Below are 15,410 nucleotides of genomic sequence, written 5' to 3' on the forward strand. Positions count from 1 at the left end.
GCACCTACGGACACCGTGAGACGAGGAGACGGCCCCCATGGCGACACAAGAGCTGGCCGCGAAGGCGAACACCCCCCAGACCGCGGAGCACACCGGCGGCACCCGGCAGAACGCGCCGGGCGTCACCACCCTCACCGGCCGCACCGGAGCCGACGAGCCGGCCGCCACGCGCGGCAGGACGTCCATCGCCGACGTGGTCGTGGTGAAGATCGCGGGCATGGCCACCCGTGAGATCCCCGGCGTGTACGACATGGGCGGCGGCCTGTCCCGCGCCATCGGCGCCGTGCGCGACCGCGTCCCCGGCGGCCGCTCGAACGTGGGGCGCGGCGTGAAGGTGGAGGTCGGCGAGCGGCAGACCGCCATCGACCTGGACGTCGTCGTCGAGTACGGCGTGCCGATCACCGACGTCGCCCACGACGTCCGCGAGAACGTCATCGCCGCCGTGGAGCGCATCACCGGCCTGGAGGTCGTCGAGGTCAACGTCGCCGTCAACGACGTGCACCTGCCCGAGGACGACAACACCGACAACGGCCCGGCCCGCGTGGAGTGAGGGTCCGTGCGCCCGTCGGCCGTGACGTCCTGCCCCTGACATGAGGTGAAGCGTGAGTACAGCCCTGGTGGGTTTGATCGTGGGCATGGCCCTGGGATTCGCCGGCTGGTTCGGCGGCTTCGGCGCCTTCCTGCTGGTGGCCGCGCTCGGCGCGGTGGGCTTCGTGGTGGGGCGGCTGGTGGACGACGGCGTCGGTCTGCACGAGTTCCTCACCGGTCGCGGCTCGGAGCGCCGGTGACCGCGCCGCCGCGCCCCTCGGCGTCCCGTACGCCCGCCACGGCGCGCGGCACGACGACCATTGCCGACCGGGCGGTCCGCCGTGTCGCGCAGCGCGCCGCGACGGAGACACCGCTCCCCGGCGGTGTCCGCGCCGACGGCGGGTCGGCGGCCGTGCGGGGCGCGAACGCCCGCGTCGGCGTCACCGTGGCGCTGCCGTACCCGAGCGGCCTCGACGCCGCGGCCCTGGCGGTGCAGCACCACGTCACCGCGCGCACCGCCGCACTCACGGGCCTGGCCGTGCCGCCCGTCAGCGTGCGCGTACGGGCCCTGGACCGGCCCGCGAGGGGCTCCGAGGAGCCGGGCGGCCCGCCGGGAGTCCCCTCCGCGTCCCCGCCCGTGTCCCCGGCCGGGCCGGGCCCGCACCCCGCGCGCCGGGCCCGGCGGCCCTGGTCCCCGCGCCGCCTGCCCGTCGCCCTGGGCGCACTGGCGGTCGCGTCCGGGTGCGCGGTGCTCCTGTACGACGTGGTGGCCGTGCACGCGGCCGGGCGCGCCCCCGCCGCGTGGCGGGTCCGGCTGGTCGCGTGGCTGTCGGCGCACGGGCCCGACGGCGGCACGGTCACCGGCCTCGCGGCGGCCGGGACCGTCCTGCTCGGCCTGTGGATGGTCGTGCTGGCCCTGACCCCGGGCCGCCGCGCGAGCCTGCCGATGACGCCGCCCGACGCGCACACGCACGCCGATCTCCCTCGGGGCGCGGTCGCCGTACTGCTGCGGGATTCCGTCGCCGCGCTGCCCGGGGTCACCCGGGTCCGGGCGCGCGTCGGCCGCCGTCGGGTCCGGGTGTGCGCGGAGCTGGCCTTCGGCGACCGGCGCGGTGCCGTGGAAGCGGTGACGCGCGCGGCGGAGGACGCCCTGACCGGGTGCGGCCTCGCTCGGCCCCCACGGCTGCGCGTGCGCCTGCGGCCGGGGCCGGGCGCCGCGGCCGATGTAGGGGCGCCGGAATGAGCGGCCTGCGCTCCGCCGCCAACAGGGCGGTTCTCCTGGTGACCGGGGCCCTGGCCGCGCTCGGTGGCGCGGCCCTCGCCTCGACGACCGACGCCGTGCGACGGCGGCTGCCCGAAGCCCTGCCCCGCCTGGACCCCGACCGGGTGTGGCTGGACGGCGCGGCCCTGGACCGGTGGCGGGCACACGGCTGGTGGGCCGCCGCCGTGATCGCCGCGCTCACGCTCGGGGTGCTCGCGACGGCGGCCTGGACGGCGTACGAAGTGCGGGCGGGCCGACTGCGGCACCTGCCCCTCGGAGACCCGGGGCACGCGCGGCACGGTGACATCACCCTCTCCGGTCCGGCCCTCGCCGCGGCGGTCTCCGACCGGGCCCGGTCCACGCCCGGTGTCGACCGGGCCCGGGTGCGCCTCCTCGGCCACCCGCGGCACCTGCGGGCCCACGTCACCGTGACGCTCGCGCCGGGCGCCGCACCGCAGGCCGTCCTCCAGCGGCTCACCCGCGGCGCCATCGCCGAGGCACGGGCGGCCGCGGCGCCCCGGGCGCTCCGCGCCGAGATCCACTTCGAGGTCCGTGCCCACGCCCCGCGCCGACTGCGGTGACCGCGACGCCCTTCAGCGGTCGGGCGCCGGGGCAGGAGGTGCGCGGCCGCTACGGCCGCTTGCCGCGCGCCTGCCGGAAGCGGTCGAGCCCGTACGAGAGCTCGACGATCGGGTCGGGGTAGTCGAGGGCCGCGCGGTCCAGGCCGGGCAGTTTCCACGGCTCGTGCACCGACGGGGCTTCGATACCGGAGAGTTCCGGCACCCAGCGCCGTACGTACGTGCCGTCCGGGTCGTACTTCTTGGCCTGGGTGACCGGGTTGAGGACCCGGTTGGGACGGGTGTCGGTGCCGGTGCCCGCCATCCACTGCCAGTTGAGCTGGTTGTTGGGCACGTCGCCGTCCACCAGCCAGTGCAGGAAGTGCTCGGCTCCCACCCGCCAGTCGACGTAGAGGGTCTTGGTCAGGAAGCTCGCGGTGAGCAGCCGCGCCCGGTTGTGCATCCAGCCCTCGTGGCGCAGTTGCCGCATCCCCGCGTCGATGAGCGGGTAGCCCGTGCGGCCCTCGCGCCAGGCGGCGATGTCGTCGGCGGCGGTGCGCTCCGTACGCCAGCGGTCGTGCTGGGTGCGGTAGTCGGCGTGGGCGGCGTCCGGCCGTGCGGCGAGGACCTGGCGGTGGAAGTCGCGCCAGGCCAGCTGCCGCACGAAGGCCTGCGCGCCCGGACCGCCGTGGCGGTGCGCGCGCCGCACGAGCTCCACCGGGGACAAGGTGCCGAAGTGCAGATGGGGCGAGAAGCGCGAGGTGGCGTCGGCCGCCAGGTCGTCGTGGGCGTCCTCGTAAGTGGCCAGTCCGCGGCGCCAGTACGCGCTCACCCGTTTGCGGGCCTCGCTCTCCCCGGCGGGCGGCAGCGCCGGCGACACCTCGGAACTCGCGTCGCGCGCGCCGACCTTCTCTCCCCTCACCTCGTCGGGTACGGACACCCCGCGCGGGGTGCCGACGACCGGCCGCAGCGGCACCTGCGCCCACTGCCGGTAGTACGGGGTGAACACGGCGAAGTGGTCGGACGCGGCGGGGGTCACCGTGCCCGGCGGCACGGCGACGGTGACCGCGTCGTGCACGAAAAGCCGACGGCCCGCGGTCTCCAGGGCCGAGCGCAGCCGCTCCTCCCGCCGCGCGGCGAACCGGGTGTGCCCCGCCGACATGTGCACCTCGTCGGCGTCCGCCTCGGTCACCACCCGGCACACCTGCTCCACCAGATCGCCGGAGCGCACCACGAGCCGCCCGCCCCGGTCACGCAGCGCGGCGTCCAGATCGGCCAGACAGCCGTCGAGGAACGCGGCGCGGTTGGGCGCCGCGAACCCGGTCGCGTCCACGGCGCTGTCCCGTACGAAGAGCGGCACCACGGCGTCCGCCGCGTCCAGGGCCGCCCGCAGCGGTGGATGGTCGGTCAGGCGCAGGTCGGAGGTGAACAGGACGACCGAGACGTGCATGCGTGTCAGCTTCTTTCGGTGGGCGGGGAGCGGCTACGGGCCCTCAGGAGCCGGACACCCAGGGCTCCGGACCACTCAAGGCTTCGGCCGGAAACCGCTGCCCGGATGCGGGGGGTGTCGTGTCCGGTCAGTGCCGTCGTGCCCGGACGCCGGAGGAGCCGCCCGCTCGGCCGCGCGGACGATGTTGCGGGCCATGCCGCCGAAGACCACCGCGTGGAAGGGCGAGACGCTCCACCAGTACAGCTGACCGAGGAGGCCGTGCGGGTGGAACAGCGCCCGCTGCCGGTAGCGCACGCCCCCGGCCCCGTCGTCGTCCACCCGCATCTCCAGCCAGGCGAGGCCCGGCAGGCGCATCTCGGCGCGCAGCCGAAGGAGTCGGCCGCGCTCGATCTCCTCCACCCGCCAGAAGTCCAGCGAGTCGCCCACCCTGAGCCGGTGCGCGTCACGCCGGCCCCGGCGCAGGCCGACGCCGCCGACCAGCCGGTCGAGCCAGCCGCGCACCGCCCACGCGAGTGGGAAGGAGTACCAGCCGTTCTCCCCGCCGATGCCCTCGACCACGCTCCACAGCGCCTCCGGCGCGACCTCGGTCGCCCGTTCGCGTACGTCGGTGTAGAGGCTGCCGCCCGCCCAGTCGGGGTCGGTGGGGAGCGGGTCGCTGGGCGCGCCGGGCACGGCGGCCGACGACCAGCGGGTGGTGACCTCGGCCTCGCGGACGCGTTGCAGGGCGAGGGCCACGGCACGGTCGAAGCCGAGGGGAGAGCCCGGCGGGGCGGGCACGTACCGCGCGATGTCGTTCTCGCCGCACACCACCTCGTACCGCAGCGACTCCGTCAACGGGCGGGCGATCCGGGTCGGCACCGGTGTCACCAGGCCCACCCAGTGGCTGGACAGACCGGGGGTGAGGACGGGGACGGGCAGGATCAGCCGCCGCGGGAGACCGGCGACGGCGGCGTAACGGCGCATCATGTCGAGGTACGTGAGGACCTCGGGGCCGCCGACGTCGAAGGCGCGGTTCACGTCCGGGGGCAGCCCCGTGGAGCCGACCAGGAGACGCAGGACGTCGCGCACGGCGATCGGCTGGATCCGGGTGTGCACCCAGCGCGGGGTGACCATCACGGGCAACCGTTCCGAGAGGTAGCGCAGCATCTCGAAGCTGGCCGACCCGGAGCCGATGATCACGGCGGCGCGCAGCACGGCCGTCGGCACCCCCGAGTCGAGCAGGATGCGGCCGACCTCCGCTCGGGAGCGCAGATGCGGCGACAGCTCCCGCTCGGGCACCGTGTCGGGGGTGAGGCCGCCCAGGTAGACGATCCGGCCGACACCGGCCCGGCGGGCCTGCTCCCCGAACACGCGGGCCGCCCGCCGGTCGGTCTCCTCGAAGTCCCGCCCGGTGCCGAGGGAGTGCACCAAGTAGTAGGCGACGTCCACGCCGCTCAGGGCGCGCGCGACCGCTGCGGGGTCCGTGACGTCTCCCCGGACCACCTCGGCCCGCCCGGCCCACGGATGGTCCCGCAGCTTCTCCGGAGTACGGGCCAGACAGCGCACCCGGTGGCCCGCGTCGAGGAGCTCCGGGACCAACCGGCCCCCGATGTAGCCGCTCGCGCCGGTCACCAGGCACGTGCGACCAGCGCCCGCCCGCCGCCCGGTCGGGGTGGTGTCGTCGTCACTCATCGTGGCTCCCGCCGCTCGCCCGCTCGTCATCCGTCGTCGCCGTGGCGTCCGTCATTACTTCTACGGTGCGAACGTGCCGGACGGATGCGCCCGGCACAGGGGCCTGCGCGGGTGACCGGGGCACCGCCCGATCGGCCCGGGCCGATCGGGCGGTGCCGCGAAAAAACGTGCGTCGGGCCAATCCGTCAGGCCGTCGGCTCCGGAATACGGAACAACATCCACCGCTCTCCGGGAGGCCGTCGCGTGAAGGAAGTCGTGCACATCGGGTCCCGGGCGGCGCCGGGGCCCGACCTCCAGGAGCTGATGGCCCGGGTGGCCCGCGGCGACCAGCAGGCGTTCTCGTCCCTGTACGACGCGGTGGCCGCCGCCGTCCTCGGGGTGGTGCGCAGCGTGCTGCGCGACCACGCGCAGTCCGAGGAAGTCACCCAGGAGGTCCTGGTGGAGGTGTGGCGCACCGCGCCGCGCTACCGGCAGGACCGGGGCACGGCCATGAACTGGGTCCTGACCCTCGCGCACCGCCGCGCGGTCGACCGCGTCCGCTCCGTGGAGGCCGCCACCGCCCGCGAGCACAAGGCGGCGCTGCTCACGCACACCCCGGACTACGACGAGGTCAGCGAGCAGGTCGAGACCCGCCTGGAGCGCGAGCAGGTCCGCCGGTGCCTGCGCACGCTCACCGAGGTCCAACGGCAGTCCGTGACGCTCGCCTACTACCGCGGCCTGACCTACCGGCAGGTCGCCGAACTCCTCTCGCTGCCCCTGGGCACCGTCAAGACCCGCCTGCGCGACGGACTCATCCGGCTGCGCGACTGCCTGGGAGCGAACGCATGACCATCGGCGCGGACCCGCACACGCTCACCGGCGCCTACGCCACCGACGCCTTGGACGACGACGAGCGCCGTGCGTTCGAGGAGCACCTGGTCCGGTGCCCGTCCTGCGCCCAAGAGGCGCGGGAACTGACGGCCGCCGCGGCTCGGCTCGGCCTCGCGGCGGCCGTCGCCCCCCGCAGCGCGCTGAAGGACGAGGTGCTGCGGCGCCTCACCACAGTCCGCCAGGAAGCACCGCGGCCGCGGCCGGTACCGCAGTCCGGTACCGCGTGGCACCGGGCCCGCCGCGCGTCCCGGTGGGCCCTGGCCGCCTGCCTCGCCGCGGCCGCCGGTCTTGGCGGCACCGCCGTCTGGCAGCACCGGCAGGCCGACGAGGCGCGCGAGACGGCCCGCCGGGCCGAGGCGCGGTCCGAGGACCTGGCCGCCCTGCTGGCGGCGCCCGACGCGCGGGCGCGCACCGGGAAGCTCCCCGGCGGGGCGAGGGCGACGGTGGTCGTCTCCAGCAGCCGCGACCGGGCCGCGCTCCTGGCGTCCGGCATGGCGAGGCCGCCGCGCGGCAAGGTCTACCAGCTGTGGTTCGACGACAAGGGGTCCATGCGCCCCGCCGGACTCATGGACCCCGACCGCACGACCGCGGCGCTCCTGCTGACGGGCCCGGTCGGCCGGGCCACCGGCATGGGCATCACGCTGGAGCCCGCGGGCGGTTCGCCCGAGCCGACCGCACCGCCCGTGGCCCTGGTGCGCTTCCCCGCCTGACCGCCCCGGCAGGCGTCAGCGGACGGTGACGAGGACGGAGTGCCAGCCGCTCGCACCGTCGGGGATGGTGCGGGTGCGCTCCTCCGTCTGCGGGGTGCCGGTGCGGTCGGTGGCGCGCACGGTCAGGGTGTGGCTGCCGGACGTGGCGTTCCACGGGAGGGACCACTGGCGCCAGGTGTCCCGGGTGTCCTCCGCGGCGAGGTCGGCCCGGCGCCAGGGGCCGTCGTCGACACGGACCTCGACCTCGTCGATGCCGCGGTGCTGGGCCCACGCCACACCGGCGATCACGACCGTGCCGGGCTCGGGGCGGGCGAAGGGCCGGGGGGTGTCGATGCGGGACTGGGTCTTGACGGGGGCCCGCTGGGCCCAGTCCCGCTCGACCCAGTACGTGTCGTAGGCGTCGAAGGTGGTGAGTTCGATGTCCTCGATCCACTTGCAGGCGGACACGTACCCGTAGAGGCCGGGCACGACCATGCGGACCGGAAAGCCGTGGGCGAAGGGCAGCGGTTCGCCGTTCATGCCGAGCGCGAGCAGCGCGTCGCGGCCGTCCAGCACGTCTTCCACGGGTGTGCCGAGGGTCATCCCGTCGACCGAGCGGGCGACCAGCTGGTCGGCGGGCCCGCCCCGGGACGGCGGCTCGACGCCGCATCGGGTGAGGAGTTCTGCCAGCGGTACGCCGAGCCAGCGCGCGGTCCCCGCGTAGGGGCCGCCGACCTCGTTCGAGACGCAGGTGAGGGTGATGTCGCGCTCGATGAGGGGCATGCGTAGCAAGTCGTCGTAGGAGAGCCGCAGTTCGCGGGTGACGCCCTTGCCGTGGATGCGCAGGCTCCAGGACGACGGCACGACCTTGGGCACGACGAGGGCGGTGTCCACCCGGTAGAAGTCCGCGTTGGGTGTGGTGAACGGGCTGATGCCCGGCACGCGCAGCGCCGCTCCCCGGGGCACCGGGGCGGCGGGCGAGGACGGCGGCGGCAGGGTGACGCGGTCGCGGGCCTTCACCGCCCGCTCGGCGCCCGCACCGTGCAGCGCGCGGCCGAGCAGCCCGGCACCCGTCGACGCGGCGGCCGCGGCCGTGGCGGCGACGAGGAACCGGCGACGGTCCAAGCCGGGACCCCCGGACCCGGCGGCGCGCGGCGCGGGCCGAAGCTGCCCGACGAGCCAGTACAGCAGCGCCGCGCCGACCACGGCGCCCACGACGGAAGGAAGCGCGTCCTCCGCGCCCACGGAGTCCGGACGGCTGGTGGCGGCGAGCGCCCCGACGGCTCCGAAGAGGACGACGCCCGCGGAGCCGACCCGCCGGTACCGGGCGGCCAAGGCCCCCAGGACGAGGGCGAACAGGGCCAGGACGCCGAGGATGCCCAGCTGCAGGACGAGCTTGTCGTTCGTGCCGAAGGAGCGGATCGCCCACGTCTTGAGGGACGCCGGGGTCCGGTCGACGGCCGCGCCGCCGACAGCGACCACGGGCCCGGCCTCGGGGCGCACGGCCGCCGACACCAGCTCGGCCACGGCCAGGGCCGTGTAACCCGACAGGAGGCCGCTCAACGCCCCCAAGGCGCCCCGCCCGAGAGCCGATCGGTGCCCGGAGGTTATCAGTTCATCGCTCATACGGGACATCCGTAGCCGCTCCCAGGGGCGGATTGGTGCCGTGCCACGGGCGGAGTACACCGCGCCGCGCCACCCGAATTCCGGTGACGGCTCCCCGCTGACCTGCACGGATCCGGAACGCATTGATCTCCTCGGGTGAATCGCCAAGCCGGAAGGGCCACAGCTTCGAATCACCGGCGTGCGGAGCACACCAGAGGTTCCGCTTCCGCAGGTCCCCCATCGAGGAGCAGATGATGAGCAGCACCTTCCGTATCCGCCGTGTCGCACTGGCCCTGGCCGCGGCGGCCGTTCTGCCGCTGTCCCTCTCCGCCTGCTCGGACGACGGCGGCGGCAAGGACAGCGCCTCCGACAAGAAGTCCACCGCCGCGCGGGACGACGCGAGCAAGGACGCCTCCGCCGAGGGCACGAAGAGCGCGGACGAGCCGTTCGGCCCCGCCTGCGCCTCGGTTCCCAAGGACGGCGCGGGCAGCTTCGACGGCATGGCCAAGGACCCGGTCGCCACGGCCGCCTCGCACAACCCGGCCCTGTCGACCCTGGTCACCGCGGTGAAGAAGGCCGGACTCGGCGACACGCTCAACAACGCGAAGGACATCACGGTCTTCGCGCCCACCAACGACGCGTTCGCGAAGATCCCCAAGGAGGACCTGGACAAGGTCCTCAACGACAAGGCACAGCTGACCAGCATCCTGACCTACCACGTCGTGGGGAAGCGGCTCGCCCCCTCGGACCTCGCGGACGGCTCCTTCCCGACCCTGGAGAAGGGCACGGTCCGCACCTCGGGATCGGGTGAGTCGTACAAGGTCAACGGCTCTGCCGACGTCGTGTGCGGCAACGTACGGACCGCCAACGCGAACGTGTACATCATCGACACCGTCCTGATGCCGAAGAAGTGAGGAGCGTGCGGGCGGCACGCACGGTGTTCCCCGCAGCCGCCGGGCACGGTGATCCCCGTGGTCGGGCAGGGTGATCCCGCGGCCGGGACGGCGGTCAGCCGTCGGCCGCGGGCTCTCCGGGAGCCGCTGGGCCCAGGAGGTCGCCGTACAGGGCGCTGAGCGTCGACGTCGCGTCCCCCAGGCCGTGGCAGCGCACGAGCCCCGGCACGGTCCTGCCCGCCCAGCCGGGGCCCGCGGTCAGGACCGCCGGGCTGCGCCGCGCCCCCTTCACGCCCCACTCCATGGCGGTGAGGTGCTGGGCGAGCGGGACGCTGGCCGTGGAGCGCGCCTGCGACCACAGCACCACGGCCACCGGTCCGACGCGGCGCACCGACGCGAGCAGCGCCTCCACGGGAACGGCGGCGCCGAGGATGCGCGTGGGCACGCCCCGTTCCCCCAGGGCGGCGTGCAGCGCCTCCAGCGGCAGGGTGTGCTGCTCGTCCGGTACGCAGGCCAGCAGCACCGGGGCGGCATCGACGGGCGGCCCCGCCGGGACGAGCAGCGGAACGCTGCGCAGCGTGGTCGAGATGTGCCACGACAGCAGGTGCTCGACCTCTACGTAACGGTCCCCGGACGACGCCCACTTCCGGCCCACGGCCCGCAGGGTCGGCACCATGACCTCGTCCCAGGTGACGGCCAGGCCGTGGCCCCTGACCAGGGCGTTGAGTCGGCTCTGCACCTCCGGCGCGTCGAGCCGCACCGCCGCGCGGGCCAGGCCCCTGTACTCCTGCCGCACGTCCCCGAGCGACAGCCCGCCCCCGCCACGGTCGCCGCGCACGGGGGCGGACGGGGCCGTGCCGCCCGCCCGCTCGGACGGGCCGCGTTCCTTGGCGATGCGGGCCGCCTCCGCCGGTGGCACACCCGTGGCGGTGAGGCGGCACATCTCCTCGACCATCGCGACGTCCTGGCGGCTCCATCTGCGGTGCCTGCCGTCCGCGCGCACGGCGGGGCCCAGACCGTAACGCCGGTCCCAGGAGCGCAGGGTGGTCGGCGAGACGCCGAGGCGCCGTGCGAGGGCCCCGGTCGTCACGGCGGCACCGTCGTCCCCGTCCCGGTCCTCCTGCTGTGCGTCGACCACGCGGCCACCATACGACGCACAAACGACGCATGTTGCTCCGTTCGGCGAGGCCTGCGGACGATGGGAGTCCGGTCGCACCCCTTCGAGTGGACCGAGCCCCGGGCGGCCCGGCCGTGCGCCGCGCCGGTCCAGCCCCCTGCGTAAGGAGCCGCAGCCATGCCCTCCACCCACACCGCCCGGCGGACGCCCGGCACCCACGGCACAGGGGGACCGCGCGCGGCCGACCGACTGCCGCCCCGGCCGCGGCAGTCGGGCGCGGCCGGGGCCGAGGGGCAGCCGTGCGACGAGGACATCGCCCGCGGTTTCGTGTCCGGCGAGGAGGACGCCCTCGCCGCCGCCTTCCACCGCTGGGGGCCGCTGGTCCATGCACGGGGGCGGCGGGCACTGGGCGACGCGCGCGAGGCCGAGGACGTCACCCAGCAGGTGTTCCTCGCCGCCTGGCGGGCGCGCACCACCTACACGGTCGGCAGAGGCACGTTCCCCGGATGGCTCGTCGGGATCACCCGCCACAAGATCGCCGACGCCCTCGCGGCCCGCTCCCGCCGGGCGGACCTCGTCACGCTCGTGGCGACGGTGCCTCCCGCGTGCGCGGACCGGCGCGCCGAGCACCCGGAGGCCGTGCTCGACCGCGTGCTGATCAGCCACGAGGTGAGCCGTCTGTCACCCGCCCAGCGGCGCGTGCTCAGGCTCGCCTTCTACGACGACCTCACCCAGCCGCAGATCGCCGTCGTCACCGGCTGGCCGCTCGGCACGGTGAAGAGCCACGCGCGCCGGGGCCTGGAACAACTGCGCCGCCGACTGCGGGAGAGCGACGCCGTCGAAGCACGGGAGGAGGACGCTGACAGAAACCCGGGAGGACGCTGTCGCGATCATTGAGAACAGATCGGCCACCGTCACGTGCATACCTCAAGCATTGGCCAAGGCATTGGCCGTTAACCCGACATTCGCCGTTAACCGGAGAGAATTCCGCAGAGATGAAGAAGGGGAGAAGTTTCTGCCGGAAGCGTGAGCCCGCGCACAATGCGTGACTGTGCGCCCCTGTGCGCCCCCTATGGAATTCAGCCACACCCGCGTCCTGGTCCGGTGGGCCCACCGGGGACTGGACATCCCCGATCGGTCCATGTCGTGGGATGGAGGGCAAGTGGGCAGTGGGGGTGCGAATTCGGTCAGCATCTTCCATCGCGGCAGTCGTTCATGGCCGGGGCTCGGCTGCTGTTCCTGGTCGAAGGCGTTACTGGCCAGATGCGGGTGGACGGAAGGCGGCGATTTCTATGGTTGGGTGTTTGGCCATGGGGCGGCGGGGCACACGCGTGGCGGCGGTCCGTACTGGATTGTTGAGGCTCGAACGAGACCGTTCGAAAGCTACTCGACGGTTACGCAAAACAGACGGCGGAAGCACCCTTCGTTCAACTTCTGGGGGTTGCTATCGAGTGACCCACCGTGAAGACTGTGGCGAGGGTGCTCTGAATATGCGTGGTGCAAAGCACAGGACCGCATCCATGGGATGTGCGTACGTTCTCGTCCGCAGCTGGGAGTCCCGTCTTCGCGGGCCCGCGCCACCGATTCGTACGAGCAAGGGGAAATCTCGCGCAAAAGCCGCGAGGATCGTTTCACTGGGGGATGAGTGATGTCGGCTTGGTTCGCACACGAGGTGCCGCCCTTCGCCGAAGGGCGGACGGAAAGCCGAAGTGCGAAGGGGCGGACGTGTTGAGCCAGGCCAAGCGGCCCCGGTGACGGCGGAGAGCAGGCGTGCGGGTCGGTGAGGACACCGCCGCCCGCCACTAGGGCCTGCCCGCCCTCCGTGACGGACGCTCCATCGGCCTGCCCGCACACCGCGTTCACCGCGTGGGGCCCTTCGGCGCGCGCGGGGACATGCGGCCCGCGCACGGCCACGGCGGCCCCGCCCCGCGTGCCGGAGTCGACTCAGCCCGAGCGACCGCCCCACCCCCTGCTTTCGTCGTGCCTCCGCATCCCCCCACCCAAGGGAGAGAAGTGACCAGCAATTCGACCAACAGCTCCTCGACACAGGACCACTTACTGTTCGACGCGCTGACCGAACAGTGGCGATCCCTGCGCGAGGCCGGCCCGGTCCGCCACGACGAGGCGCAGGGGGTGTGGCACGTCGTAAACCACGAAGGGGTTGCCGCCGTGCTCGCCGACTCGGCGACGTACTCCTCGGACATGACCCCGATCGCCCCCTCCCAGGAGGACTTCGAAGCCTTCAGGCAGGGCAACTTCGTCGGCATGGACCCGCCCGAGCACCGCAAGTTCCGCACCCTGGTGAGCCAGGCGTTCACCCCGCGCGTGGTGCACGGGCTCGAACCGCGCATCGAAGCCGTGTGCGCCCGACTGCTCGACGCCGTGGCCGACCACGACCGGATCGACATGGTCGACGCGCTGGCCTACCCCCTGCCCATCATCGTGATCGCCGAACTCCTCGGCATCCCCACCGAGGACCACCCGCTGTTCCAGGAGTGGGCGGCCACCCTCTTCGGCGGCGACCAGCTCGGTGAGTCTCCCGACATGGCCGACCTGGAGCGCGCCCTCGAAGCCATCGCCCCGACCGTGCGCGAGATGAACGGCTACGTCCTGGACCACATCCGCCGCCGGCGCGCCGAGCCCGGCGATGACCTCATCAGCAAGCTCATCGCCGCCGAGGTCGACGGAGTCCGCCTGGAGGACCAGGAGATGGTCGGGTTCGTCGCCCTGCTCCTCGTGGCCGGGCACATCACCACCACCGCCCTCCTGGGCAACGCCCTGGTCGCCTTCGACCGCAACCCCGGCACGCTCACCGCCCTGCGCGCCGACCCCGGACGGCTGCCCGACGCCATCGAGGAAGTGCTGCGCTGGCTGCCGCCCTTCCCCGAACTGGGCCGCCGCGTCACCCGCCCCGTGGTCCTCGGCGGTCACGAACTGCCCACCGACACCCTGGTGATGGCCCACCTGGGCGCAGCCAACCGCGACCCCGACCGCTTCACCAAGCCGGACGTCCTGGACGTGACCCGCAGCCCGAACCCCCATCTGACCTTCGGCCACGGCATCCACTTCTGCTTCGGCGCGCCCCTGGCCCGCCTGGAGGCCCGCATCGCGCTGCGGATGCTGCTCGACCGCTTCCGCGACCTCTCCGTCTCCTCCTACGGCGACGTCACGTACCAGAACCCGGCCGTCCTCGTCGGCGTCCGCCACCTGCCGGTCGACGTCGTCAGACCGTAAGCACCCGCGCCCTCACGTCCGGCCCGGAGCCCGCCGGCCGTCGCGCCACCCGCCCTGAGCCACTGTTAACGGGAGCCACCTCGTCATGCCGTACACCACCGCCGCCACGATCATCGAGCGGTCGCCGTCCCGCTTACGCGAAGCCCTGCAGGACCGTCTCGACGTGCTCGCGCGCGCCCACCGGGTCCCCGGTGCCCACCTGACCGTGGACACCGGGACGGACGTGGTCAGCGTGCACACCGGCACCACCGACGCCTCCACCGGCACTCCGTTCACCGCGGACACCGCCGTGCCCCTGGGATCCGTCACCAAGGTCTACACCGCCGCCGCCGTGATGCTCCTCGCCGACGACGGCGATCTGGAGCCCGACGACCCCGCGGCCTCGTTCATACCCGAGCTACGCGCGTTACCTGAGGTAACGATACGTCACCTGCTCAGCCACACCGCCGGGCTGCCCACCGGACCCGACTCGGACACCGCCGCCGGGGCGACCGTCTCGCGCTACCTGGCGGAGGTCTGTGCCGCCCGGGACACGCTGTTCGCGCCCGGGGCCGGATTCTCGTACTCCAACGCCGGTTACATCGCCGCCGGACGGATCATCGAGTCCGTCACCGGCATGACCTGGAAGGAGGCCGTCCGCGCCCTGCTCCTGGAGCCCCTCGGCACCACGGCCGCCTACCTCGGCGAGCCCGCCGCCACCCGCAAGGCCGCCGTCGGCCACGCGCTGAACACCGCGACCGGACAGCCGCGCCCGGCCCGGCAGAACCTCGCCGCCGTCGAGGCACCGGCGGGCGCCCTGCTGGCCAGCGCCCTCGACCTGGCGGCCCTCGGGAGATCCCTGATAGGCCGGTCCGCCGTGCTGCCGCCCGCCGTCGCGGCGCTCATGCGCACCCCCGTGCCCGGCGCCGACCCGGGGGTCCTCGCGGACGCCTGGGGCCTGGGCGTCGCGCTGTTCAAGGAGGACGGCCGCTGGTGGTGCGGCCACGACGGGAACGCCCAGGGCACCTCCTGCCATCTGCGGGCCGAGCCCGACAGCGGCGTGGTCGTCGCCTTCACCGGCAACGCCGGCGGCGCCACCGCCCTCTGGCAGGACCTCGCCGACGACCTCACCCGGCTCACCGGTGTACGCGTGCCGACCGCTCCGGCACCCGCACAGCGGGGCGAACCCATCGCCCTGCCCGAGTGCGTCGGCACCTACCGCAACGGCGCCCTCGAATACCGCATCACCCTCGACGTCGACGGCTCCCCAGTGCTGTCCGTGGACGGCGACCTCCCGCTGCCCCTGGTCTGCTACGCCGACCTGACGTGCGACCTGGTCGACCCGGCCACCGGTCGCCGCGAGCCCGGCGGACGCTTCCACCGCGACGCCGCCACCGGCACCGTCGACCGCGTGCAGATCTCGGGCCGCACCGCCCGCCGCACCCGCACCTCCTGAGCACACCCAGCTCCGGCGTGAGCACGCCCCGGCCCTGCCCTGCCGGGGAGCAACCCGTGCCCGCGCGCACCCGCACCGTCCCCGCGCCGAAGGACATCCC

At 74.2% G+C, this 15,410-nt stretch carries 14 protein-coding genes; 10 read left to right on the forward strand and 4 right to left on the reverse strand.

Going from position 1 to position 15,410, the window contains the following annotated elements; all coding sequences use genetic code 11:
• Positions 1 to 37: 37 nt before the first annotated feature.
• The 4 genes from MQV74_RS40115 to MQV74_RS40130 are packed head-to-tail and all read left to right on the forward strand — an operon-like array spanning position 38 to position 2,370.
• Complete coding sequence (locus MQV74_RS40115) at positions 38 to 550, forward strand: Asp23/Gls24 family envelope stress response protein (RefSeq protein WP_242728444.1); 513 nt, start codon at positions 38 to 40, stop codon at positions 548 to 550.
• Positions 551 to 602: 52 nt separating this feature from the next.
• Entirely contained in the window at positions 603 to 788 is a 186-nt protein-coding gene (locus MQV74_RS40120) for a hypothetical protein (RefSeq protein ID WP_030677279.1), read from the forward strand.
• The gene (locus tag MQV74_RS41270; protein WP_242728445.1) at positions 785 to 1,771 is read left to right on the forward strand and encodes a DUF6286 domain-containing Asp23/Gls24 family envelope stress response protein; all 987 of its coding nucleotides are present in this window, start codon (positions 785 to 787) and stop codon (positions 1,769 to 1,771) included. The genes MQV74_RS40120 and MQV74_RS41270 overlap by 4 nt, the downstream gene beginning before the upstream one ends.
• Positions 1,768 to 2,370, forward strand: coding sequence for an alkaline shock response membrane anchor protein AmaP (locus MQV74_RS40130; RefSeq protein ID WP_242728446.1), 603 nt, complete (start codon positions 1,768 to 1,770; stop codon positions 2,368 to 2,370). The genes MQV74_RS41270 and MQV74_RS40130 overlap by 4 nt, the downstream gene beginning before the upstream one ends.
• 49 nt (positions 2,371 to 2,419) lie before the next feature.
• Here the strand turns inward: MQV74_RS40130 and MQV74_RS40135 are convergent, their stop codons facing one another.
• Both MQV74_RS40135 and MQV74_RS40140 read right to left on the reverse strand, forming a co-directional pair.
• The gene (locus MQV74_RS40135) at positions 2,420 to 3,796 is read right to left on the reverse strand and encodes a cryptochrome/photolyase family protein (RefSeq protein ID WP_242728447.1); all 1,377 of its coding nucleotides are present in this window, start codon (positions 3,794 to 3,796) and stop codon (positions 2,420 to 2,422) included.
• 75 nt (positions 3,797 to 3,871) lie between these two features.
• The gene (locus tag MQV74_RS40140) at positions 3,872 to 5,467 is read right to left on the reverse strand and encodes an SDR family oxidoreductase (protein WP_242728448.1); all 1,596 of its coding nucleotides are present in this window, start codon (positions 5,465 to 5,467) and stop codon (positions 3,872 to 3,874) included.
• A gap of 243 nt (positions 5,468 to 5,710) precedes the next feature.
• Here MQV74_RS40140 and MQV74_RS40145 point away from each other — a divergent pair, with 243 nt between their 5' ends.
• Positions 5,711 to 6,295, forward strand: a complete 585-nt coding sequence (locus MQV74_RS40145) for a sigma-70 family RNA polymerase sigma factor (protein ID WP_242728449.1) — start codon at positions 5,711 to 5,713, stop codon at positions 6,293 to 6,295.
• Positions 6,292 to 7,047: an anti-sigma factor gene (locus MQV74_RS40150; protein WP_242728450.1), complete on the forward strand. Its 756-nt coding sequence runs from the start codon at positions 6,292 to 6,294 to the stop codon at positions 7,045 to 7,047. The genes MQV74_RS40145 and MQV74_RS40150 overlap by 4 nt, the downstream gene beginning before the upstream one ends.
• A gap of 15 nt (positions 7,048 to 7,062) precedes the next feature.
• Here the strand turns inward: MQV74_RS40150 and MQV74_RS40155 are convergent, their stop codons facing one another.
• Positions 7,063 to 8,652: a molybdopterin-dependent oxidoreductase gene (locus MQV74_RS40155; RefSeq protein WP_242728451.1), complete on the reverse strand. Its 1,590-nt coding sequence runs from the start codon at positions 8,650 to 8,652 to the stop codon at positions 7,063 to 7,065.
• Between the two features lie 233 nt (positions 8,653 to 8,885).
• Here MQV74_RS40155 and MQV74_RS40160 point away from each other — a divergent pair, with 233 nt between their 5' ends.
• Positions 8,886 to 9,545 (forward strand): fasciclin domain-containing protein, encoded by a 660-nt coding sequence (locus MQV74_RS40160; protein WP_242728452.1) that lies wholly within the window; start codon positions 8,886 to 8,888, stop codon positions 9,543 to 9,545.
• Between the two features lie 94 nt (positions 9,546 to 9,639).
• Here the strand turns inward: MQV74_RS40160 and MQV74_RS40165 are convergent, their stop codons facing one another.
• A complete protein-coding gene (locus tag MQV74_RS40165) occupies positions 9,640 to 10,662 on the reverse strand; it encodes a MerR family transcriptional regulator (protein WP_242728453.1) in 1,023 nt (340 codons plus the stop codon).
• A gap of 156 nt (positions 10,663 to 10,818) precedes the next feature.
• Between MQV74_RS40165 and MQV74_RS40170 the strand changes: the two genes are divergently transcribed.
• From MQV74_RS40170 to MQV74_RS40180, 3 genes are all read left to right on the forward strand, one after another.
• Positions 10,819 to 11,538 carry an RNA polymerase sigma factor gene (locus MQV74_RS40170; protein ID WP_242728454.1) on the forward strand — a complete coding sequence of 240 codons (720 nt, stop codon included), beginning with the start codon at positions 10,819 to 10,821 and terminating at the stop codon, positions 11,536 to 11,538.
• Positions 11,539 to 12,654: 1,116 nt separating this feature from the next.
• Positions 12,655 to 13,875 (forward strand): cytochrome P450, encoded by a 1,221-nt coding sequence (locus MQV74_RS40175; protein ID WP_242728455.1) that lies wholly within the window; start codon positions 12,655 to 12,657, stop codon positions 13,873 to 13,875.
• A gap of 85 nt (positions 13,876 to 13,960) precedes the next feature.
• Positions 13,961 to 15,310, forward strand: coding sequence for a serine hydrolase domain-containing protein (locus MQV74_RS40180; RefSeq protein WP_242728456.1), 1,350 nt, complete (start codon positions 13,961 to 13,963; stop codon positions 15,308 to 15,310).
• Positions 15,311 to 15,410: the final 100 nt, after the last annotated feature.

Origin of the sequence: Streptomyces sp. AN091965 (assembly GCF_022698285.1) — a bacterium.
Lineage (GTDB): Bacteria > Actinomycetota > Actinomycetes > Streptomycetales > Streptomycetaceae > Streptomyces.